This window comes from Demequina sp. NBRC 110052 (genome assembly GCF_002090075.1).
Lineage (GTDB): Bacteria > Actinomycetota > Actinomycetes > Actinomycetales > Demequinaceae > Demequina.
In genome coordinates, this window is the sequence record NZ_BBRI01000002.1 from 945,601 (window position 1) to 960,297 (window position 14,697).

Annotated in this window: 10 protein-coding genes; 4 read left to right on the top strand and 6 right to left on the bottom strand. The window is 72.4% G+C overall.

Features of this window, described 5'->3' with window-relative positions; translation table 11 throughout:
- Positions 1 to 53: 53 nt before the first annotated feature.
- Positions 54 to 977, bottom strand: a complete 924-nt coding sequence (gene nudC / locus B7K21_RS04580) for an NAD(+) diphosphatase (RefSeq protein WP_200806239.1) — start codon at positions 975 to 977, stop codon at positions 54 to 56.
- A 127-nt stretch (positions 978 to 1,104) separates the two neighbouring features.
- Here nudC and B7K21_RS04585 point away from each other — a divergent pair, with 127 nt between their 5' ends.
- Positions 1,105 to 2,043, top strand: coding sequence for a phosphotransferase (locus tag B7K21_RS04585; RefSeq protein ID WP_084074808.1), 939 nt, complete (start codon positions 1,105 to 1,107; stop codon positions 2,041 to 2,043).
- Here B7K21_RS04585 and B7K21_RS04590 read toward each other — a convergent pair.
- Genes B7K21_RS04590 through B7K21_RS04600 form a run of 3 tightly spaced genes read right to left on the bottom strand, consistent with a single transcriptional unit; the run spans position 2,040 to position 9,662 of the window.
- Entirely contained in the window at positions 2,040 to 5,411 is a 3,372-nt protein-coding gene (locus tag B7K21_RS04590; protein ID WP_084074809.1) for an ATP-dependent DNA helicase, read from the bottom strand. The two genes, B7K21_RS04585 and B7K21_RS04590, sit on opposite strands and share 4 nt — an antisense overlap.
- Positions 5,408 to 8,659, bottom strand: coding sequence for an ATP-dependent DNA helicase (locus B7K21_RS04595; RefSeq protein ID WP_159448414.1), 3,252 nt, complete (start codon positions 8,657 to 8,659; stop codon positions 5,408 to 5,410). The genes B7K21_RS04590 and B7K21_RS04595 overlap by 4 nt, the downstream gene beginning before the upstream one ends.
- 43 nt (positions 8,660 to 8,702) lie before the next feature.
- Positions 8,703 to 9,662, bottom strand: coding sequence for a DUF3152 domain-containing protein (locus tag B7K21_RS04600; protein ID WP_084074027.1), 960 nt, complete (start codon positions 9,660 to 9,662; stop codon positions 8,703 to 8,705).
- A gap of 50 nt (positions 9,663 to 9,712) precedes the next feature.
- Here B7K21_RS04600 and B7K21_RS04605 point away from each other — a divergent pair, with 50 nt between their 5' ends.
- A complete protein-coding gene (locus tag B7K21_RS04605; RefSeq protein WP_084074810.1) occupies positions 9,713 to 9,931 on the top strand; it encodes a DUF3107 domain-containing protein in 219 nt (72 codons plus the stop codon).
- Between the two features lie 79 nt (positions 9,932 to 10,010).
- Here the strand turns inward: B7K21_RS04605 and B7K21_RS04610 are convergent, their stop codons facing one another.
- Complete coding sequence (locus B7K21_RS04610; protein ID WP_234989180.1) at positions 10,011 to 10,502, bottom strand: gluconokinase; 492 nt, start codon at positions 10,500 to 10,502, stop codon at positions 10,011 to 10,013.
- A 207-nt stretch (positions 10,503 to 10,709) separates the two neighbouring features.
- Between B7K21_RS04610 and B7K21_RS04615 the strand changes: the two genes are divergently transcribed.
- Positions 10,710 to 12,317, top strand: coding sequence for a DEAD/DEAH box helicase (locus B7K21_RS04615; protein ID WP_084074028.1), 1,608 nt, complete (start codon positions 10,710 to 10,712; stop codon positions 12,315 to 12,317).
- Between the two features lie 63 nt (positions 12,318 to 12,380).
- Here B7K21_RS04615 and B7K21_RS04620 read toward each other — a convergent pair whose 3' ends face one another.
- Positions 12,381 to 13,205: a PHP domain-containing protein gene (locus B7K21_RS04620; RefSeq protein ID WP_084074029.1), complete on the bottom strand. Its 825-nt coding sequence runs from the start codon at positions 13,203 to 13,205 to the stop codon at positions 12,381 to 12,383.
- Here B7K21_RS04620 and B7K21_RS04625 point away from each other — a divergent pair.
- On the top strand, positions 13,182 to 14,612 hold the full coding sequence (locus tag B7K21_RS04625; protein WP_084074030.1) for an aminopeptidase P family protein: 1,431 nt from the start codon (positions 13,182 to 13,184) through the stop codon (positions 14,610 to 14,612). The genes B7K21_RS04620 and B7K21_RS04625 overlap by 24 nt on opposite strands.
- Positions 14,613 to 14,697: the final 85 nt, after the last annotated feature.

Consider the following 14,697-nt stretch of genomic DNA (forward strand, 5'->3'; position numbering starts at 1 on the left):
TGTCAGCCGAGACCGACATCGCCGCGCCCGTCCCCAGGTGCGCGGGCGCGGCGTCAGACGTCGACGCGCGCGTCTGGTGCGCGGTCCGCGAGCGGTGCGCCGTACCACTGCTCGATCAGACGCCGGGCAATGGAACCGTGTGGGGCGATCACCATCTCGCCGTCGGCGATCAGCGCGACGAGCTCCTCTCGGCCCACGAAGCGCGCCTCGGTGATCTCCTCGCCGTCGACGCGGACGTCGGCGCTCGTCGCACGTGCGGTGAATCCCACCATCACGGACGCGGGGAACGGCCACGGCTGCGAACCTGCGTACGCCACGTCCGTGAGCGTGATCCCCGCCTCTTCGTACACCTCCCGATGCACCGTCTGCTCGAACGTCTCCCCCGGCTCCACGTAGCCCGCCAGGATCGAGAAGCGCCGCGACGTCCAGTGCGCCGCGTGCGCGAGCAGCAGTCGGTCGTCCTCGTCCGTGATGGCGACGATGATCGCCGGGTCGACGCGCGGATAGTGCTCACGGCCGTCCTCGGGGCACACCCGTACCCAGCCACCCTTCGCGGGCGCCGTCGGGGCTCCACAACGGGCGCAGTGGCCATGCGCCGCGTGCCACGCGGACACCGCGACCGCGGTGGCGGCGAGCTCGCGATCGCGCAGCCCCTCGTCTCCGCGCTGCGCGAAGGGCCCGAGCAGATCCCGCAGGCCGACGAGCCGTTCGCCGCCGATGCCGTCGTAGCCGTCCACGAAGGCCGGGTCCTCAGGCACGAGCGCCACCAGGTCCCGGTCTCCGTCCCTGCCCAGGTACACCTTGAGCGACGCTGGCGGATGCTCGGGAGGCGCGAGCTCGACGAGCCGTCCTCCCGCCGCGAGGAGGCGTCCCTCGGAGACCACCACCGCGTCGGCCGCGTCCAGGTCGACCCGCTCGCGTCGCTCGCCGGAGCGATCGATGAGGGAGGGATGGGGCAGCGTCCACGGGTCGTTCACGCCCGCCACGCTACTCCCCACCTCTGCACCGGATCGGCCCACGCCGGTCCCGTCGGGCGCTGCGCCGAGCACGGCGCCAGCGGCGTGGAGCGTGGTGATTGTGCCTGGTGGGGCCTATGGTGAGGACGTGCCTCGTTCACCGCTCGCCCTCGCGGCGCTGGCGTCGGTGGCAGTGCCCGGCCTCGACGTGTACGACGTCCTGCGCTCCCCGCACTCCGATTCCGACTTCGACGTGGTCGTCGTCAAGGACGCCACCGGCCGGCGCTGGCTGGTGCGCGCCCCGCGCCGCCCCGCCGCCGGAGCCGCCCTCGAGGCCGAGCGCGGTCTGCTGCAGGCGCTCGCACGCGCCAAGGAGACGGGCCTCATCTCGTTCGACGTCCCGTCACCTGCCGGTGCTGCGTCGCTCGGCGAGGGCGAGGGCCGCGCCATCGTGTACGTCGAGGCTCCCGGCGGACCGCTCGTCCTTGCCGAGGTCGCCCCCGGACCCGGGCTGGCAGCAAGCCTCGGCTCCGCGCTCGCCTCGATCCACGAGTTGCCGATTCAACTGCTTGAGGACCTCGGGCTGCCTTCCTACTCTGCGGACGAGCACCGTGCGCGCCGCCTCGCCGAGCTCGACGCGGGAGTGCAGACCGGCCTCGTCCCCCCGCGCCTCGCCGACCGCTGGGAGCACCAGCTCGAGAACGTCGCATGGTGGCGCTTCGAGCCGACCGTGGTGCACGGAGACATGGGCGAGCACCAGCTGACGGTGCGCGAGGGTCAGATCTCGGGCGTCGTGGACTGGATGGATGCCCGCGTCGCCGACCCCGCCGATGACCTTGCCTGGCTCGTCGCCGCCGCGCCCGAGGACGTCCTGGACTCCGTGCTCGAGGCGTATCACGTCAAGCGCCGCGAGACGCGCGACCCCCACCTGCTGGACCGGGCCCGGCTGTCCTCGGAGATGGCGCTGCTGCGCTGGCTGATGTACGGCGTGCGCACGGAGGACGACGCGATCGTCGCGGATGGCCGCGGCATGCTGGCGGACCTCGAGGCCCTGCTGTTCGACTCCCCCGACGAGCCTTCGCTCTAGCCGACTTCGCCCGGCCCGGACTCGCCCGACGGGTCGCCACCACCCCCACGCTCGCCTTCGGCGGCGAGCAGAGCCTCGATCTCGACGGCATCGAGCAGGCGTGCCGGCCGCACGGTCTCGTCGGTCGCGACGTAGTAGAAGGCGGCATCCACAGCCTCGAGCGGTACACCGGTGCGCGCGGACCACGCGAGCCGATACATCGCGAGCTGCACCTCTCGCGCCGCGCGCTCCTCGGGGTCGCGCGGGGGCCGTCCCGACTTCCAGTCCACGACGGTGACCCGATCGAGCCCTGCGCCTGCTGGGAACACCGCGTCGATGCGCGACCGGATGGAGACGCCTCCCACCGGCATCTCGACGTCCACCTCGACGTGCGACGGCGTACGCGCGGCCCACTCGGAGGCGAGGAACGTCGCCTTGAGCGCGTCAAGATCGGCGTCGTCCTCGCCTGGACCCAGGTCGTCGTCCTCGAGCAGGGGCACTTCCCCGTACTGAGACTCGATCCATGCGTGAAGGGTGGAGCCGCGGTGTGCGGCAGCGGTCGGCTCCTGTGGGAGGGGGCGGCGCAGTTGGCGTGCGAAGGCCTCACGGTCCCTGCTCATCGCCACCAGCGCCGAGGTGGAGAGATGGGCGGGCAGGGGGACGTCGCCGGTGTCCGTCTCGCGTGTGGCGCGTTCGGCGAGCATCGCCGCGATCTCGGCCGCGAGCGGGAGCGTCTCGGGGCGATCCGCACCCGGTTCGGCTGCGGCGACAGCGGCGGCGAGTGAGCGGCGGTGGCGCCGAGCGGCGGTCTCCACCCGCGGCCACACGGCGGTGACGACGGGCTCGGGGGGCGGCGCGTCGTCCGGGCCCGGGGCGGGAGCCCAGTCTTCGTCGGACACGAGCCCCTGCTCGACGAGCTCGGCCACGAAGAGCGAGGGGCTGCGCACCGTCTTGCCCGAGGAGTACCACGAGCCCGAGACGAGTACATGGCTGCGAGCGCGCGTCAGTGCGACATAGAACAGCCGACGCTCCTCGGCGACGGCGTGCTCGCCGGCGTCCACGCGGAAGTCCGCGATCGATGCCGCGAGATCCCGGTGATCCACAGCCGCACGCCAGTGCCACTCGGGCAGGGATCGCGCATCCATGCGCAGCTCCCACGGCAGTGCGAGATCGCCGGAGAGCCACGCGCCGTCCTCGTAGCCGCCTCGCGACCCCGTCACGGACGGGAAGGCCCCGTCGACCGCGCCTGGCACGGCGACGATGTCCCACTCGAGGCCCTTGGCGGAGTGGACCGTGAGGATCTGCACGGCGCCCGGCTCTGGCTCCTTCACGGGAGCATCGAGCCCGCGCTCCTCGGCGCGCGCGGCGTCGAGCCACGCCAGGAACGCGCCGAGCGTCGCATGCTCGGCTCCCTGAGCGAAGGTGCGCGCGGCGTCGAGGAACGCATCGACGTTGCGCCGCACCCGGCCGTCGGGGCTGGCGACCTCGGCCTCGATGTCGAGGCCCCAGACGCGCTCGGCGAACGCGATCAGCTCGGTGAGCGGCAGGTAGGTGTGCTGGCGAACCGTGGACACAGCGCGCCTCAGGACGGCGAGCCGCTCGCGCGCCTCCCAACTGAGCGTCCGAGACTCGCGCGACATCCACTGCTCGGGGGGCTCCTGGTCGAGCGCGTCAACGATGCTCGCTCCGCCCTCGCGCTCGCCCCGGGGACCCGCGAGCTCCTCGGCCCAGTCGTGGAGCGCCCTGAGGTCGCGCGGGCCCAGGTTCACACGTTCGGAGGTGAGCAGGCGCATGAGCGAGTCGCCTCGCGACGGGTCGTGGGCGACCTCGAGGATCGCGACCAGATCGGCCACGTCGGCGGTGTCGAGAAGTCCGCCGAGCCCGACGACCTCGTAGTCGATCCCTCGGCTCGCGAGGGCGTCGACGATGCCAGGGATGGTCGAGCGGCGACGGCACAGGACTGCGGCCTCCACGATGCGCGGCGCGACGCGCCCCGCTGCGTCCCGCACGAGCGATCCCCCGCCGTCGCGGTGGGGCTGTCCGTGACCGAGCTCGGCGCGCCTCGCGAGGATGTACTCCGCGACGTGGGCTGCCTCGTCCGCTGCGGTCGCGGCCATGTGCGCGGACACGCCCGGTGCGACCCGAGTGGGCTCGGGCTTCCCCAGGTGCTCCCCGCGCGAGCGCAGGCTCTCGACGTGGACGTCGGTGGACTCACGCAGCGGCGCCGCCGCGGCATTCGCGACGTGCAGGATGCTCGCCTCGTTGCGCCACGACACTGACAGCGAGGACTGGACCACGCGGTCGGGGCCGCCGAACTCCGTCACGAAGTCGTCGAGCGCGGCGGCGGAGGCCCCGCGGAACCCGTAGATCGCCTGGTTCGGGTCCCCGACGGCCATCACGGGGTGCTCCGCTCCGAACATGCGCGCGAAGAGCCGCAGCTGCGCGGGCGAGGTGTCCTGGAACTCGTCGAGCAGCACGGCGCGGTAGCGCGAGCGCTCGATCTGCTGGACGGCAGGAATCTCGGCGAGACGAACCGCGGTCGCCACCTGGTCCGAGAAGTCGAGCAGCGCCCCGGTGCGCTTGCGCGCGTCGAAGTCGTCGATCAGGTCGGCCATCGCGCGCAGCGACCGCAGCTTGGCGATGCGGCCGCCGAGAGCCTGCGTCATCCTGCCGGGTACAGCGTCGCCGTTCTTCTTGGGCAGCGCGTCGATGCGCCCGAGCGCCTCGTCGAGCCAGGTGCGTAGCTGGGCGGTCGTCACGCCATGCTCGCGCAGCTGAGCGGCGAGCCTGGGAAGCGCACTGCGGACCGTGCTGGGTGCGGAGTCGATCCCCAGTTCAGCAGTCCATGCCTCGAGGGTGCGCGCGGCGAGCTGCCACAGCGCGGCGTCCGTGAGCACCGTGGATTCGGGATCCACACCGACGCGCAGCCCGTGCTCGGCGGCGAGTGCGGCGGCGTACGCGTTGTAGGTGGCCACGGTCGGCGCGGGCCGCTCGGGATCGCGTGCGCGTCGCTCGCTCCCGTCAGGCGCGGTGACGACGGGGTCCCAGACCGTCGAGATGCGCGTCTCCGCGCGCGCGGCGATCTCCGCCGCGGCCTTGCGCGTGAACGTGAGGCACAGGATCTCCTCCGGGCTGATCGGCTCGCCGAAGAGCTCGTCCGCGTGGTCGAGAAGGTAGACGATGCGCATCGACAGGGTCTCGGTCTTGCCAGAGCCCGCGCCGGCGACCACCAGCGTGGGCTCCGTCCCCGCGCCGATGATGCGCGCCTGCTCATCCGTCGGGTGCTGTCCGGGAGAGACGATCTCCGCCAGCGCGGCGACGGTGCGTCGCTGTGGCGCGATGGCTCCCACGGCGGTCACCGCCTGCTCGCGCTCGAGGGGTGCGGTCATGAGTCGCTCACCTGCCTGCCGCTCGCGTGCGCGGGGCACGCCCGACGCACGGGGCAGCGCTCGCACAGGGGGTTCGTGGTCGCGGTGAAGATCGGGGCGGTCATGGTCTCGACGGCCGCGTCGAGCACCTCTCGCGCCACCTCGGGATCGATCGCGGCCTGCTCGACCACGGAGCCTGCCCGTGCGGCATCCTTGCCGACGAACACAAGCGCGGCATCGGTCGCCCGCTCGACGCCCGCGAATGCCCCGTGCGCGGCGACGAGCTGGTACAGCATCAGCTGACCATGGTCGGAGGCCTCGGCGCGCGAGATCTTGGCTCCGGTCTTGAGGTCGACGATGCGCGCCTCGGAGCCGCTGACCTCGACGCGGTCGGCGATGCCTGCGACCTGCGCGCGACCGAGCGTCACCGAGAATCCCTCTTCGACGAGAGCACGATCGGCGCTCACGCCTCCGAGGTAAGCGGCGAGCCTGCGCACCATGGCCTGCGCCCTCGCGTAGTCCTCACGCTCGATCCAGGTCTCCTGCCCGCCGACGTCGGCCCACCGGCGCTCGAGCTCGGCGAGCATCTGCTCCTCGCCGCCGTCCGGGTACTGCGCGGCGATCTCGTGGACGAGCAGCCCCACCTGCTGCGCGTCGGAGCTCTCCGGCGTGCCTCCCGATGACTCGAGGGCCCACCGCAGCGCGCACGTGCGCACCGCGTCCAGTCGAGACGGAGAGACCCTGACGGGCACGTCCTCATCCCAGAAGGGCGCGTCGGTGGAGGGGTCGGGAACGCCATGCCAGCGGGCGGGATCGGCACCGGCGATGCCTCGCGCGGCGAGGTCCGCGAGCTGCGCGGCCGCGCCCTCGAGCTCTCCTCGCGCGCGCACGTCGGACGGGTCTCGCTCCAGGCGAGCCGCTGCAGCGACGCCGCTCGCGCGCAGCCTCGCGACGGCCGACCTGAGGTCGGAGACCACGCGCGTCTGCGCGGCATCCTCTCGCGCGATCCCGGCCGCGTCCTCGATGAGTGTCAGGAAGCGCGACGGACGCGCCTCGCCGTCGTCGACGGCCGCGACGATCAGTCGGGCGCGTGCGCGAGAGACGGCGACGAGCAGTGCACGCGTCTCGTCGTCGAGCACCGACGCGCGGGCACCACGCAGGTCCCTCGGGCCTCGGGCAGCCGCCAGCGCGGCATCGGGAGACGCGCTCAGCCCGCCCGCCGTGACCAGGTCTGCGAAGGCCTGCGCTCCCAGCACGGAGTCGCGCAGGCGCAGGTTGGGCCACACGCCCTCCTCGAGGCCCGCGACAACGACCACGTCCCATTCGCGCCCCGCGGCGGACGCCGGGGTACAGAAGGACACTGCGTCCGGCGCCCTTCCCCTCAGACCGAGCGAGTCCGCAGCGAAGTCCTGGGCTTCGAGGTAGTCGAGGAAGGCGACGGCGGGGGCCTCAGGAAGTCGCTCCGTGAAGCTCTGTGCGGCGCGCATGAGCGCGATCACGGCGTCCAGGTCGGCGTCGTCGCGCGTGGACCCGGCGAGGGCGGCCGCGCGCCACGACTCGGCGACGTCGAGCGCCTCCCAGGCGGCCCACACGACAGCGCCGGGCGTCGGTGCCGGTGCCTGCGCGCGCTCCCGGGCAGCCACGACCGCGCGCGCGGCGCGTGCCGCCGCTCGCGGCTCGGGGCCTGGCAGTGCGGCGCATCGGGCCGGATCGCCCAGCGCGTCGATCAGCAGCTCCGCGCTGGTTCTGGCCCCACCGCCCTCGCGCTCGTCCCTGACGAGCGCGCGCCGGAGCCTGCGCAGCCCCACGGCGTCGAGACCGACGAGGCGCGACGTGAGGACCTCCACCGCCGAATCCTCGTCCCAGGGCTCGCCGAACGCCACCTTGAGCAGGGTGAGCAGAGGTGCCACGGCGCTCTCGCGGTGCAGCGCGGTGCCGTCTCCCAGAGGCTCGCACGGGATGTCCGCGGCGAGCAGGTCCGACCTGAGGGCGCGCAGCTGCGCGCCCGAGCGCGCGATGACCGCCATGTCCTTCCACTCCGTCGCGGCCCCGTCGAGGCCGTGACGCGCACGGCGCAGGGCAGCAGCGATCGCGCGTGACTGCGCGTAGCGGTGCGGGGCGGTGATCGAACGCACCGGCGCGGCACGCTCGCTCCCCTCCCGCTGAGGCGGCGCGGCCTGCACATCTCGGTAGGCGCCCCGCGCGCTCGCACTTCCCTTGACCCCGATGCGCTCCGCGACACGCGCGCTCACCGAGGCGAGCGCAGTCTGGCGGTGGTCGTGCCTCAGTTCGACATGTACGGCACCCTCGAGCCCGAGCGGCTCGGCGAGGCGCTCAGGGACGGCGCCACGGTAGCCCTGCACCGACTCGTCGGCGTTGCCGACGAGCACCACGCGAGCGCCATCGTCTGCGAGGCGCGCGAGCAGGTCGTGCACGGCGGCGGTCGCGTCCTGCGCGTCGTCGACGATCACGACATCCCACGACGGTCTCCGCGCGGCCGAGCCGACCGTGCTGTCCCACCATGCGAGCGCCTCCGTGGCGCGCGACAGGATCGTGGCCGGGTCGTAGCGCCCACCCTGGTCCAGCGGCGTGGAGCGCAGCGCCATGACCGACTCGTACTCCTCGTACAGCGCCGCAGCCGCCTCCCATTCGCGCCGGCCGGTCGCGCGGCCCAGCTCAGCGAGACGATCGGGTTCGACACCCCGTTCGGCTGCGCGCATGAGCAGATTGCGCAGCTCCTCGCGGAAGCCAGGGAGGATCGTCGCCTCCTGCGGCACGGCGTCGCCCCAGTCGAGCGGTGCGACACGACCCGAGTGGTGGCCGTCGAGGAGCTCGTGGAGCACCACGTCCTGCTCGGCGCCCGAGACCAGCGCGGGACGCGGCTCCTCGAGCGCGTCGGCCTCCGCCCGCAGCACGGCGAAGGCCACCGAGGCAGCGGTGCGCACCACGGGAGAACCGGTGGGAGCAGCGATCGCGGTCGCGACGCGGTCGCGCAGCGCGGCGGCTGTCTGGCGCGTCGGCGCGATCACCAGCACCCGATCGGGAGGCGTGCCGTCCGAGACGGCGCGCGCCGCGGCGGCGACCACGACGGAGGTCTTGCCCGTGCCTGCCGCGCCGGTCACGACGATGGGCCCGCCCGGCGCGGACAGCGCGTCGACTGCGCGGCGCTGAGAGGGATCCAGGGCCGGCTCAGGCGGAGCAGCGGCGGCGACGAGGCGCAGACGCGGGCTCCGCTCGCGCGGCTGCCGCTCGGCCTGCTCTCGGGTCATGCCAGTCATCCCACCATGCGGCACCGACATCGCCGCGAAGGCTCTACGACGGCTCGGCTGTCGCCGCCGCGTCGTCCGTCAGATCGACCACGGAGCCCGGCTCCGCGGAGGGATATGCCCACGGGTTCGGCGAGCAGTCCCCGAGGGCGCCCTCCTGGTCGACCATGAGCGGCGCGGCGCCGCCGCGGCACGCCTGATCGTCGTTGCCGAGCATGTGGCCGACGAAGTGCCCGAGCAGGTAGCGCCGCGAGTCCTGACGCCGCTCCTCGCCGTAGGTGGGAAGCCCGGCGGCCCAGTCGTACTGCGAGATGACGATGACGCCCTGGGACGCGCACGTCTCAGGCTGGGCCTCGGCCGTGGGCGACGCGTCGGGCGAGGTCGCCTCGGGGGCATCCGCCGCCTCGCTCTCCTCGGCGACGGGACCTGTCGCGGCGGAGAGGTGGGGATCGGTGCACAGCACCTCGGACGTGTAGGGGCTCGCGAAGAGGATGCGCACGTCGGGCACGCCCTCGGTCTCCACGAACTGCATGCGCCCCTCGGAGCCCCAGCCGCGGTTGTCGTTGAGCGTGTCCAGGACGAAGTCGGCCAGCGCGGTCTGGTTGACGCTGAGTCCGTCCTCGAACTCGATGCGCACCCACCGGACCGTCCCGGCGCCCTCGGTCGGCTCGGTCTCGCCGGGGATCACGCTGAAGGTTCCCTCGCCCCTGAACGGCACGTCAAGATCGAGCAGACCGGCGAGCAGGTCGTCGTCGTCAAGCTCGCGCACGATCGGCTCGGGCGTGGGAATCGCCGCGGTCGGACTGGGAAGAGGACTCGCCTCCGGGCTGGGAGTCACGCTCGGCTCCGGCGCCGTCAGCGCGTTGTAGAAGTCCGGTACCAGGGACGTCAACCAGCCGGCGCCGATGCCGACGCCGAACGCTAGAGCCACGAGCAGGATGCCGCCGGGGATGCTCCGCGCACGGATTCCCCTGCCCGCGAACAGGCGGCTTCCCTCGCGATCCATCCCCCTACGATAGAGCCAGGAAACCAGTGGCTCGGCTCACGGAGGTCAGCGTGGAAGTCAGGATCGGTGTGCGGAACGTCTCACGCGAGATCGCGTTCGAGACGAACGAGTCCGCGGACGATGTCGCGGCCAAGGTCGCCGCGGCCACCTCAGGCGGCGTGCTCGACCTCGTGGACGCCAAGGGCCGCCGCGTGGTGGTCCCCTCCGACGCTCTCGGCTACGTCGAGATCGGCGAGGAGGAGAAGCGCCGCGTGGGCTTCGGGGCGTAGGCCCCCCGAGCATCGGGCATGCACACGCCCGACGCGGGCGACGGCGCCGCACGAACCCGGCCTCGGCGTCGGGCTGGCCTCAGGCGATGACCTGGCGCGCGAAGGCGACCGCCTGCGCGGGGTCGCACTTGTTGACGTCGATCGTGAAGCCGTCCTCGTCCCCCTGCAGCGGCTCGAGCGCCGCATACTGCGACGCGAGCAGGTCGCTTCCCGCGAAGTGATCAGTCGTGGCGGAGCGCTGCTCGACGCGACGCGTGATCGCGCTGATCGGCGCCGCGAGGTGCAGGAAGAAGATCCCCTCAGCCGCGTCACGGAGACGATCCCGGTACGCCCGCTTGAGAGCCGAGCATGCGATCACGCCTGACTCACGCGCCGCAAGCCACGCGCCGACCGCGTCGAGCCACGGCTCCCGGTCCTTATCAGTGAGCGCCTCGCCGCCCGCCATCTTGAACACGTTCGCGGGCGGGTGCAGGTCGTCGCCGTCCTGGAAGTCGGCTCCGATCGAGTCCGCGAGACGCGAGCCCACGGTCGTCTTGCCGCATCCGGTCACACCCATCACGACGATTCGCACGGGCCCACTGTAGCCACGGCTCCGCAGCACCGACAACGAGGGTCTGGGCCTGTGATGGACCCGCACGGTACAATCGGAGCGACCCGAGGCTGACCGGTCGTCATGTGAAGCCGGGGCCCGCCGTACGAGGCGGGCTCCCCCTGTGGAAGATTCGCGATCGGCTGCCCGCCGCACGCGCCCCCGGCGCCCCAGAGTTGGGACAACTCCATGACAGACACGCACGCCTCCGTGCAGTCCGCGAACACGTCGTTCGCTGACTACGCGGTCAATCCCCTCATCGTCGAAGCTCTCGCCGATGCCGGCATCACCTCGCCGTTCCCCATCCAGGCCATGACCCTGCCGGTCGCTCTCAGCGGCCACGACATCATCGGCCAGGCCAAGACCGGTACCGGCAAGACGCTGGGCTTCGGCGTCCCGCTCCTGCACCGTGCCGTCGGCAAGGGCGAGGACGGTTGGGACGCGCTCGGCGATGCGCAGGGCAAGCCCCAGGCGCTCGTCGTCGCCCCGACGCGCGAGCTCGCCGTGCAGGTCGCCGGCGACCTCGAGACCGCGTCGCGCAAGCGCCCGCTGCGCATCACGCAGATCTACGGTGGCCGCGCGTATGAGCCGCAGATCGACACCCTGAACAAGGGCGTCGAGGTCGTGGTCGGCACGCCGGGTCGCATGATCGACCTGCTCAACCAGGGCCACCTCGACCTGCGCTACATCAAGACCGTCGTGCTCGACGAGGCTGACGAGATGCTCGACCTGGGCTTCCTGCCGGACGTTGAGCGCCTGCTCGCCGCGACGCCTGCCTCGCGCCACACCATGCTGTTCTCGGCCACCATGCCGGGCGCGGTCGTCTCGCTCGCGCGCCGCTACATGACGCAGCCCACGCACATCCGCGCGGCCGACCCCGACGACGACGGCGCGACCGTCAAGGCCATCAAGCAGGTCGTGTACCGCGCCCACGCGCTCGACAAGGTCGAGATGCTGGGCCGCATGCTGCAGGCCGAGGGCCGCGGACGCACCGTCATCTTTGCGCGCACCAAGCGCACCGCTGCCAAGGTCTCCGACGAGCTGCGCGACCGTGGCTTCGCGGCCGGCGCCATCCACGGCGACCTCGGCCAGGGCGCACGCGAGCAGGCGCTGCGCGCGTTCCGCAACGGCAAGGTCGACGTGCTCGTCGCCACCGACGTCGCCGCGCGCGGAATCGACGTCACCGACGTGACGCACGTCATCAACTACCAGTGCCCCGAGGACGAGAAGACGTACCTGCACCGCATCGGCCGGACGGGCCGCGCGGGCAAGACCGGCACCGCCGTCACCTTCGTGGACTGGGACGACCTGCCCCGCTGGTCGCTCATCGACAAGGCGCTCGACCTCGGCTACCCCGAGCCCGTCGAGACCTACTCCAGCTCGCCGCACTTCTACGAGGACCTGAACATCCCTGAGGGCACCAAGGGCCGTCTGCCCAAGGACAAGCAGGTGCTCGAGGGCCTTGAGGCCGAGAAGCTCGAGGACCTCGGCGAGACCGGCAAGGCCGCGGGCCACGGCGAGAAGCGTGGCGGCCGCGAGGGCGGCCGTGACGGCCAGCGCGAGGGCGGTCGCGGACGCGGCGGTCGCGGAGGCCGCGGCGGCCAGGGCCGCGGACGTGGTGAGGGTGGTCGTCGGGACGGCGCCGAGCGCCAGACCGACGCTGCACGCACCGAGCGCGCACCCCGCACAGAAGGCTCTGGCGAGGGCGGAGACGCTCCCAAGCGCAACCGTCGCCGTCGCCGTCGTGGCGGTTCGGGCGGCGGCCAGGGCCAGCCGTCTCAGACTGCGGCTGAGTAGGCACACAGACTGAAGGCGAGGGCCGGGATCCGCGAGGGGTCCCGGCCTTCGTCACGTCTGAGGTCAGGCGTGCTGTGCGCGCAGCGCCTCGAGCACCTCGGGCGCCGTGAGGTTCTCACCCAGGCGATTGAGCTTGCCCGTGCCGTGATAGTCGGACGAGCCGGTGCGCAGCAGTCCGTGTCGATCCGCGAGCGCGGCCAGCCGCTCTCTAGCCTCGTCGTCGTGGTCGCGGTGGTCCACTTCGAGCGCTGCCAAGCCGACGCTGGCGAGGTCGGCGATCACGGCGTCGGGCACGATCCTGCCGCGGGTGTGCGCACCAGGATGGGCGAACACGGGCACTCCCCCGGCCGCGCGGACGGCGCGGATGACGTCACGCACGTCGGGCGCGTAGTGCGGCACGTAGTAGCGCGAGCCGTTGCGCAGCACTTCGGCGAATACCGCGTCGCGCGAGGGGAACACGCCCTTGGCGACGAGTGCGTCGGCGATGTGCGGCCGGCCGACGGTGACAGAGCCATGTGCGTGGGTGGCGACGTCGTCCCAGGTGAGCGGGTAGTCGGCGGCGATGCGCTCCACAATCTGCTGCGCTCGGCCGACGCGGGCGGCCCGCGTGGCCTCCATCATGTCGACCAGCGTCGGGTCGTCGCGGCGCGGCCAGTACGCGAGCAGGTGGATCGACACCCAGCGGTCCTTCGCGGAGATCTCGATCGCGGGCACGAGCTCGATACCCAGCGCGTCGGCCTCTGCCTGAGCCTCGTCCCAACCTGCCGTCGAGTCGTGGTCCGCGAGCGCGACCACGTCGAGGCCCGCGTCGGCTGCCTCGCGCATCACCTGCGCGGGCGACCCGGTGCCGTCTGAGACGGTCGAATGGGTGTGAAGGTCGATGCGCACGGTCCCAGCCTAGGCATCCGTGCCGCGTGGGAGAATCGGCCGGTGAGCGAGAACAAGGACGAGACCAACAAGGCGCGCGCGTCGCGCCCCAATTCCGCGGCGTTCAAGGAGTTCCTTTCCACCGGCTGGGCCGAGCCCGACGACGTGGCCACCACGCTGATCGCCGCCGCCCCGTATGCGGCGTCGCGGCGGGATCGCCTCAGCGCGCAGTTTCCCGGCCGTCGCATCGTGGTCCCCGCGGGCGACCTCAAGGTACGCGCGAACGACACGGACTACCGATTCCGCCCACTGTCAGACTTCGCGTACCTCACGGGCCTCGGCGCCGACTACGAGCCCGGCGCGGTGCTCGTGATGGAGCCCACCGATGATGGCCACGACGCGACGCTCTACGTCGTGCCGCCCGCCGGACCCGGCGATGAGGGCTTCTACGCGGACCCACGCGCGGGCGAGTTCTGGATCGGGCGACGCCCCGGTCTCGCGGAGTTCGCGGCGATGACCGGCATCGCGACCGCCGACCTCGCGGACCTGCCGAAGGACATCCGCCTGGCCTCGCACCCGCACAAGCCTGTGTCCCGGGCGCTGTCGGAGATGCGCTTCGTCAAGGACGAGTACGAAGTGCAGCAGCTGCGCGACGCCGTCAACGCGACCATCGCGGGCTTCGAGCGGGTGGTGCGAGAGCTGCCGCGCGCGGTGGCGCACAAGCGCGGCGAGCGCGTCATCGAGGCGACCTTCGACGGCCACGCCCGCGAGGAGGGCAACGCGGTCGGCTACGAGACGATCGCGGCGTCGGGCGCGCACGCCACGACGCTGCACTGGATCCGGAACACGGGCCAGGTGCGCGAGGGCGACCTGCTGCTGCTCGACGCCGGCGTGGAGGTCGAGAGCCTCTACACCGCCGACATCACGCGCACCCTGCCCATCGACGGCACCTTCACCGAGGTGCAGCGGCGCGTGTACAGCACCGTGCTCGAGGCCGCCGATGCCGCGTTCGCCGTCGCCAAGCCCGGCGTGCGCTTCCTCGACGTGCACGAGGCGGCCATGGAGGTCATCGAGAAGCGCCTCACCGAGTGGGGCATCGTGCCCGAGCACGAGGACCCCGACGCGAAGCTGTTCCGCCGCTGGATGGTCCACTCGACGTCGCACCACCTGGGACTCGATGTGCACGACTGCGCCGAGGCCAAGCGTGAGCTCTACATGGAGGGCCTGCTCGAGCCGGGCATGGTGTTCACCATCGAGCCCGGCCTGTACTTCAAGGCCGACGACGTCACCGTGCCCGCCGAGCTGCGCGGCATCGGCGTCCGCATCGAGGACGACGTGCTGGTCACCTCGGACGGCGTGGAGAACCTCTCCGCTGCGCTCCCCCGCACGCCCGACGCCGTTGAGACCTGGATGACCGGCCTGCGGTAGTCACCGCCTCGCATCGGGTTCGGGACCGCGGTCCCGCGGAACCTGGGCAGACGATGCGTAGCGTGTGAGCAGGATCGGCGCGGAC

Excerpts from the sequence above, each read along its gene's own strand:
- B7K21_RS04595 (WP_159448414.1), bottom strand. The coding sequence starts at position 8,659 with ATGACCCGAGAGCAGGCCGAGCGGCAGCCGCGCGAGCGGAGCCCGCGT.
- B7K21_RS04600 (WP_084074027.1), bottom strand. The coding sequence starts at position 9,662 with ATGGATCGCGAGGGAAGCCGCCTGTTCGCGGGCAGGGGAATCCGTGCG.
- B7K21_RS04625 (WP_084074030.1), top strand. The coding sequence starts at position 13,182 with ATGGGTGTGAAGGTCGATGCGCACGGTCCCAGCCTAGGCATCCGTGCC.
- B7K21_RS04615 (WP_084074028.1), top strand. The coding sequence starts at position 10,710 with ATGACAGACACGCACGCCTCCGTGCAGTCCGCGAACACGTCGTTCGCT.
- B7K21_RS04590 (WP_084074809.1), bottom strand. The coding sequence starts at position 5,411 with ATGACCGCACCCCTCGAGCGCGAGCAGGCGGTGACCGCCGTGGGAGCC.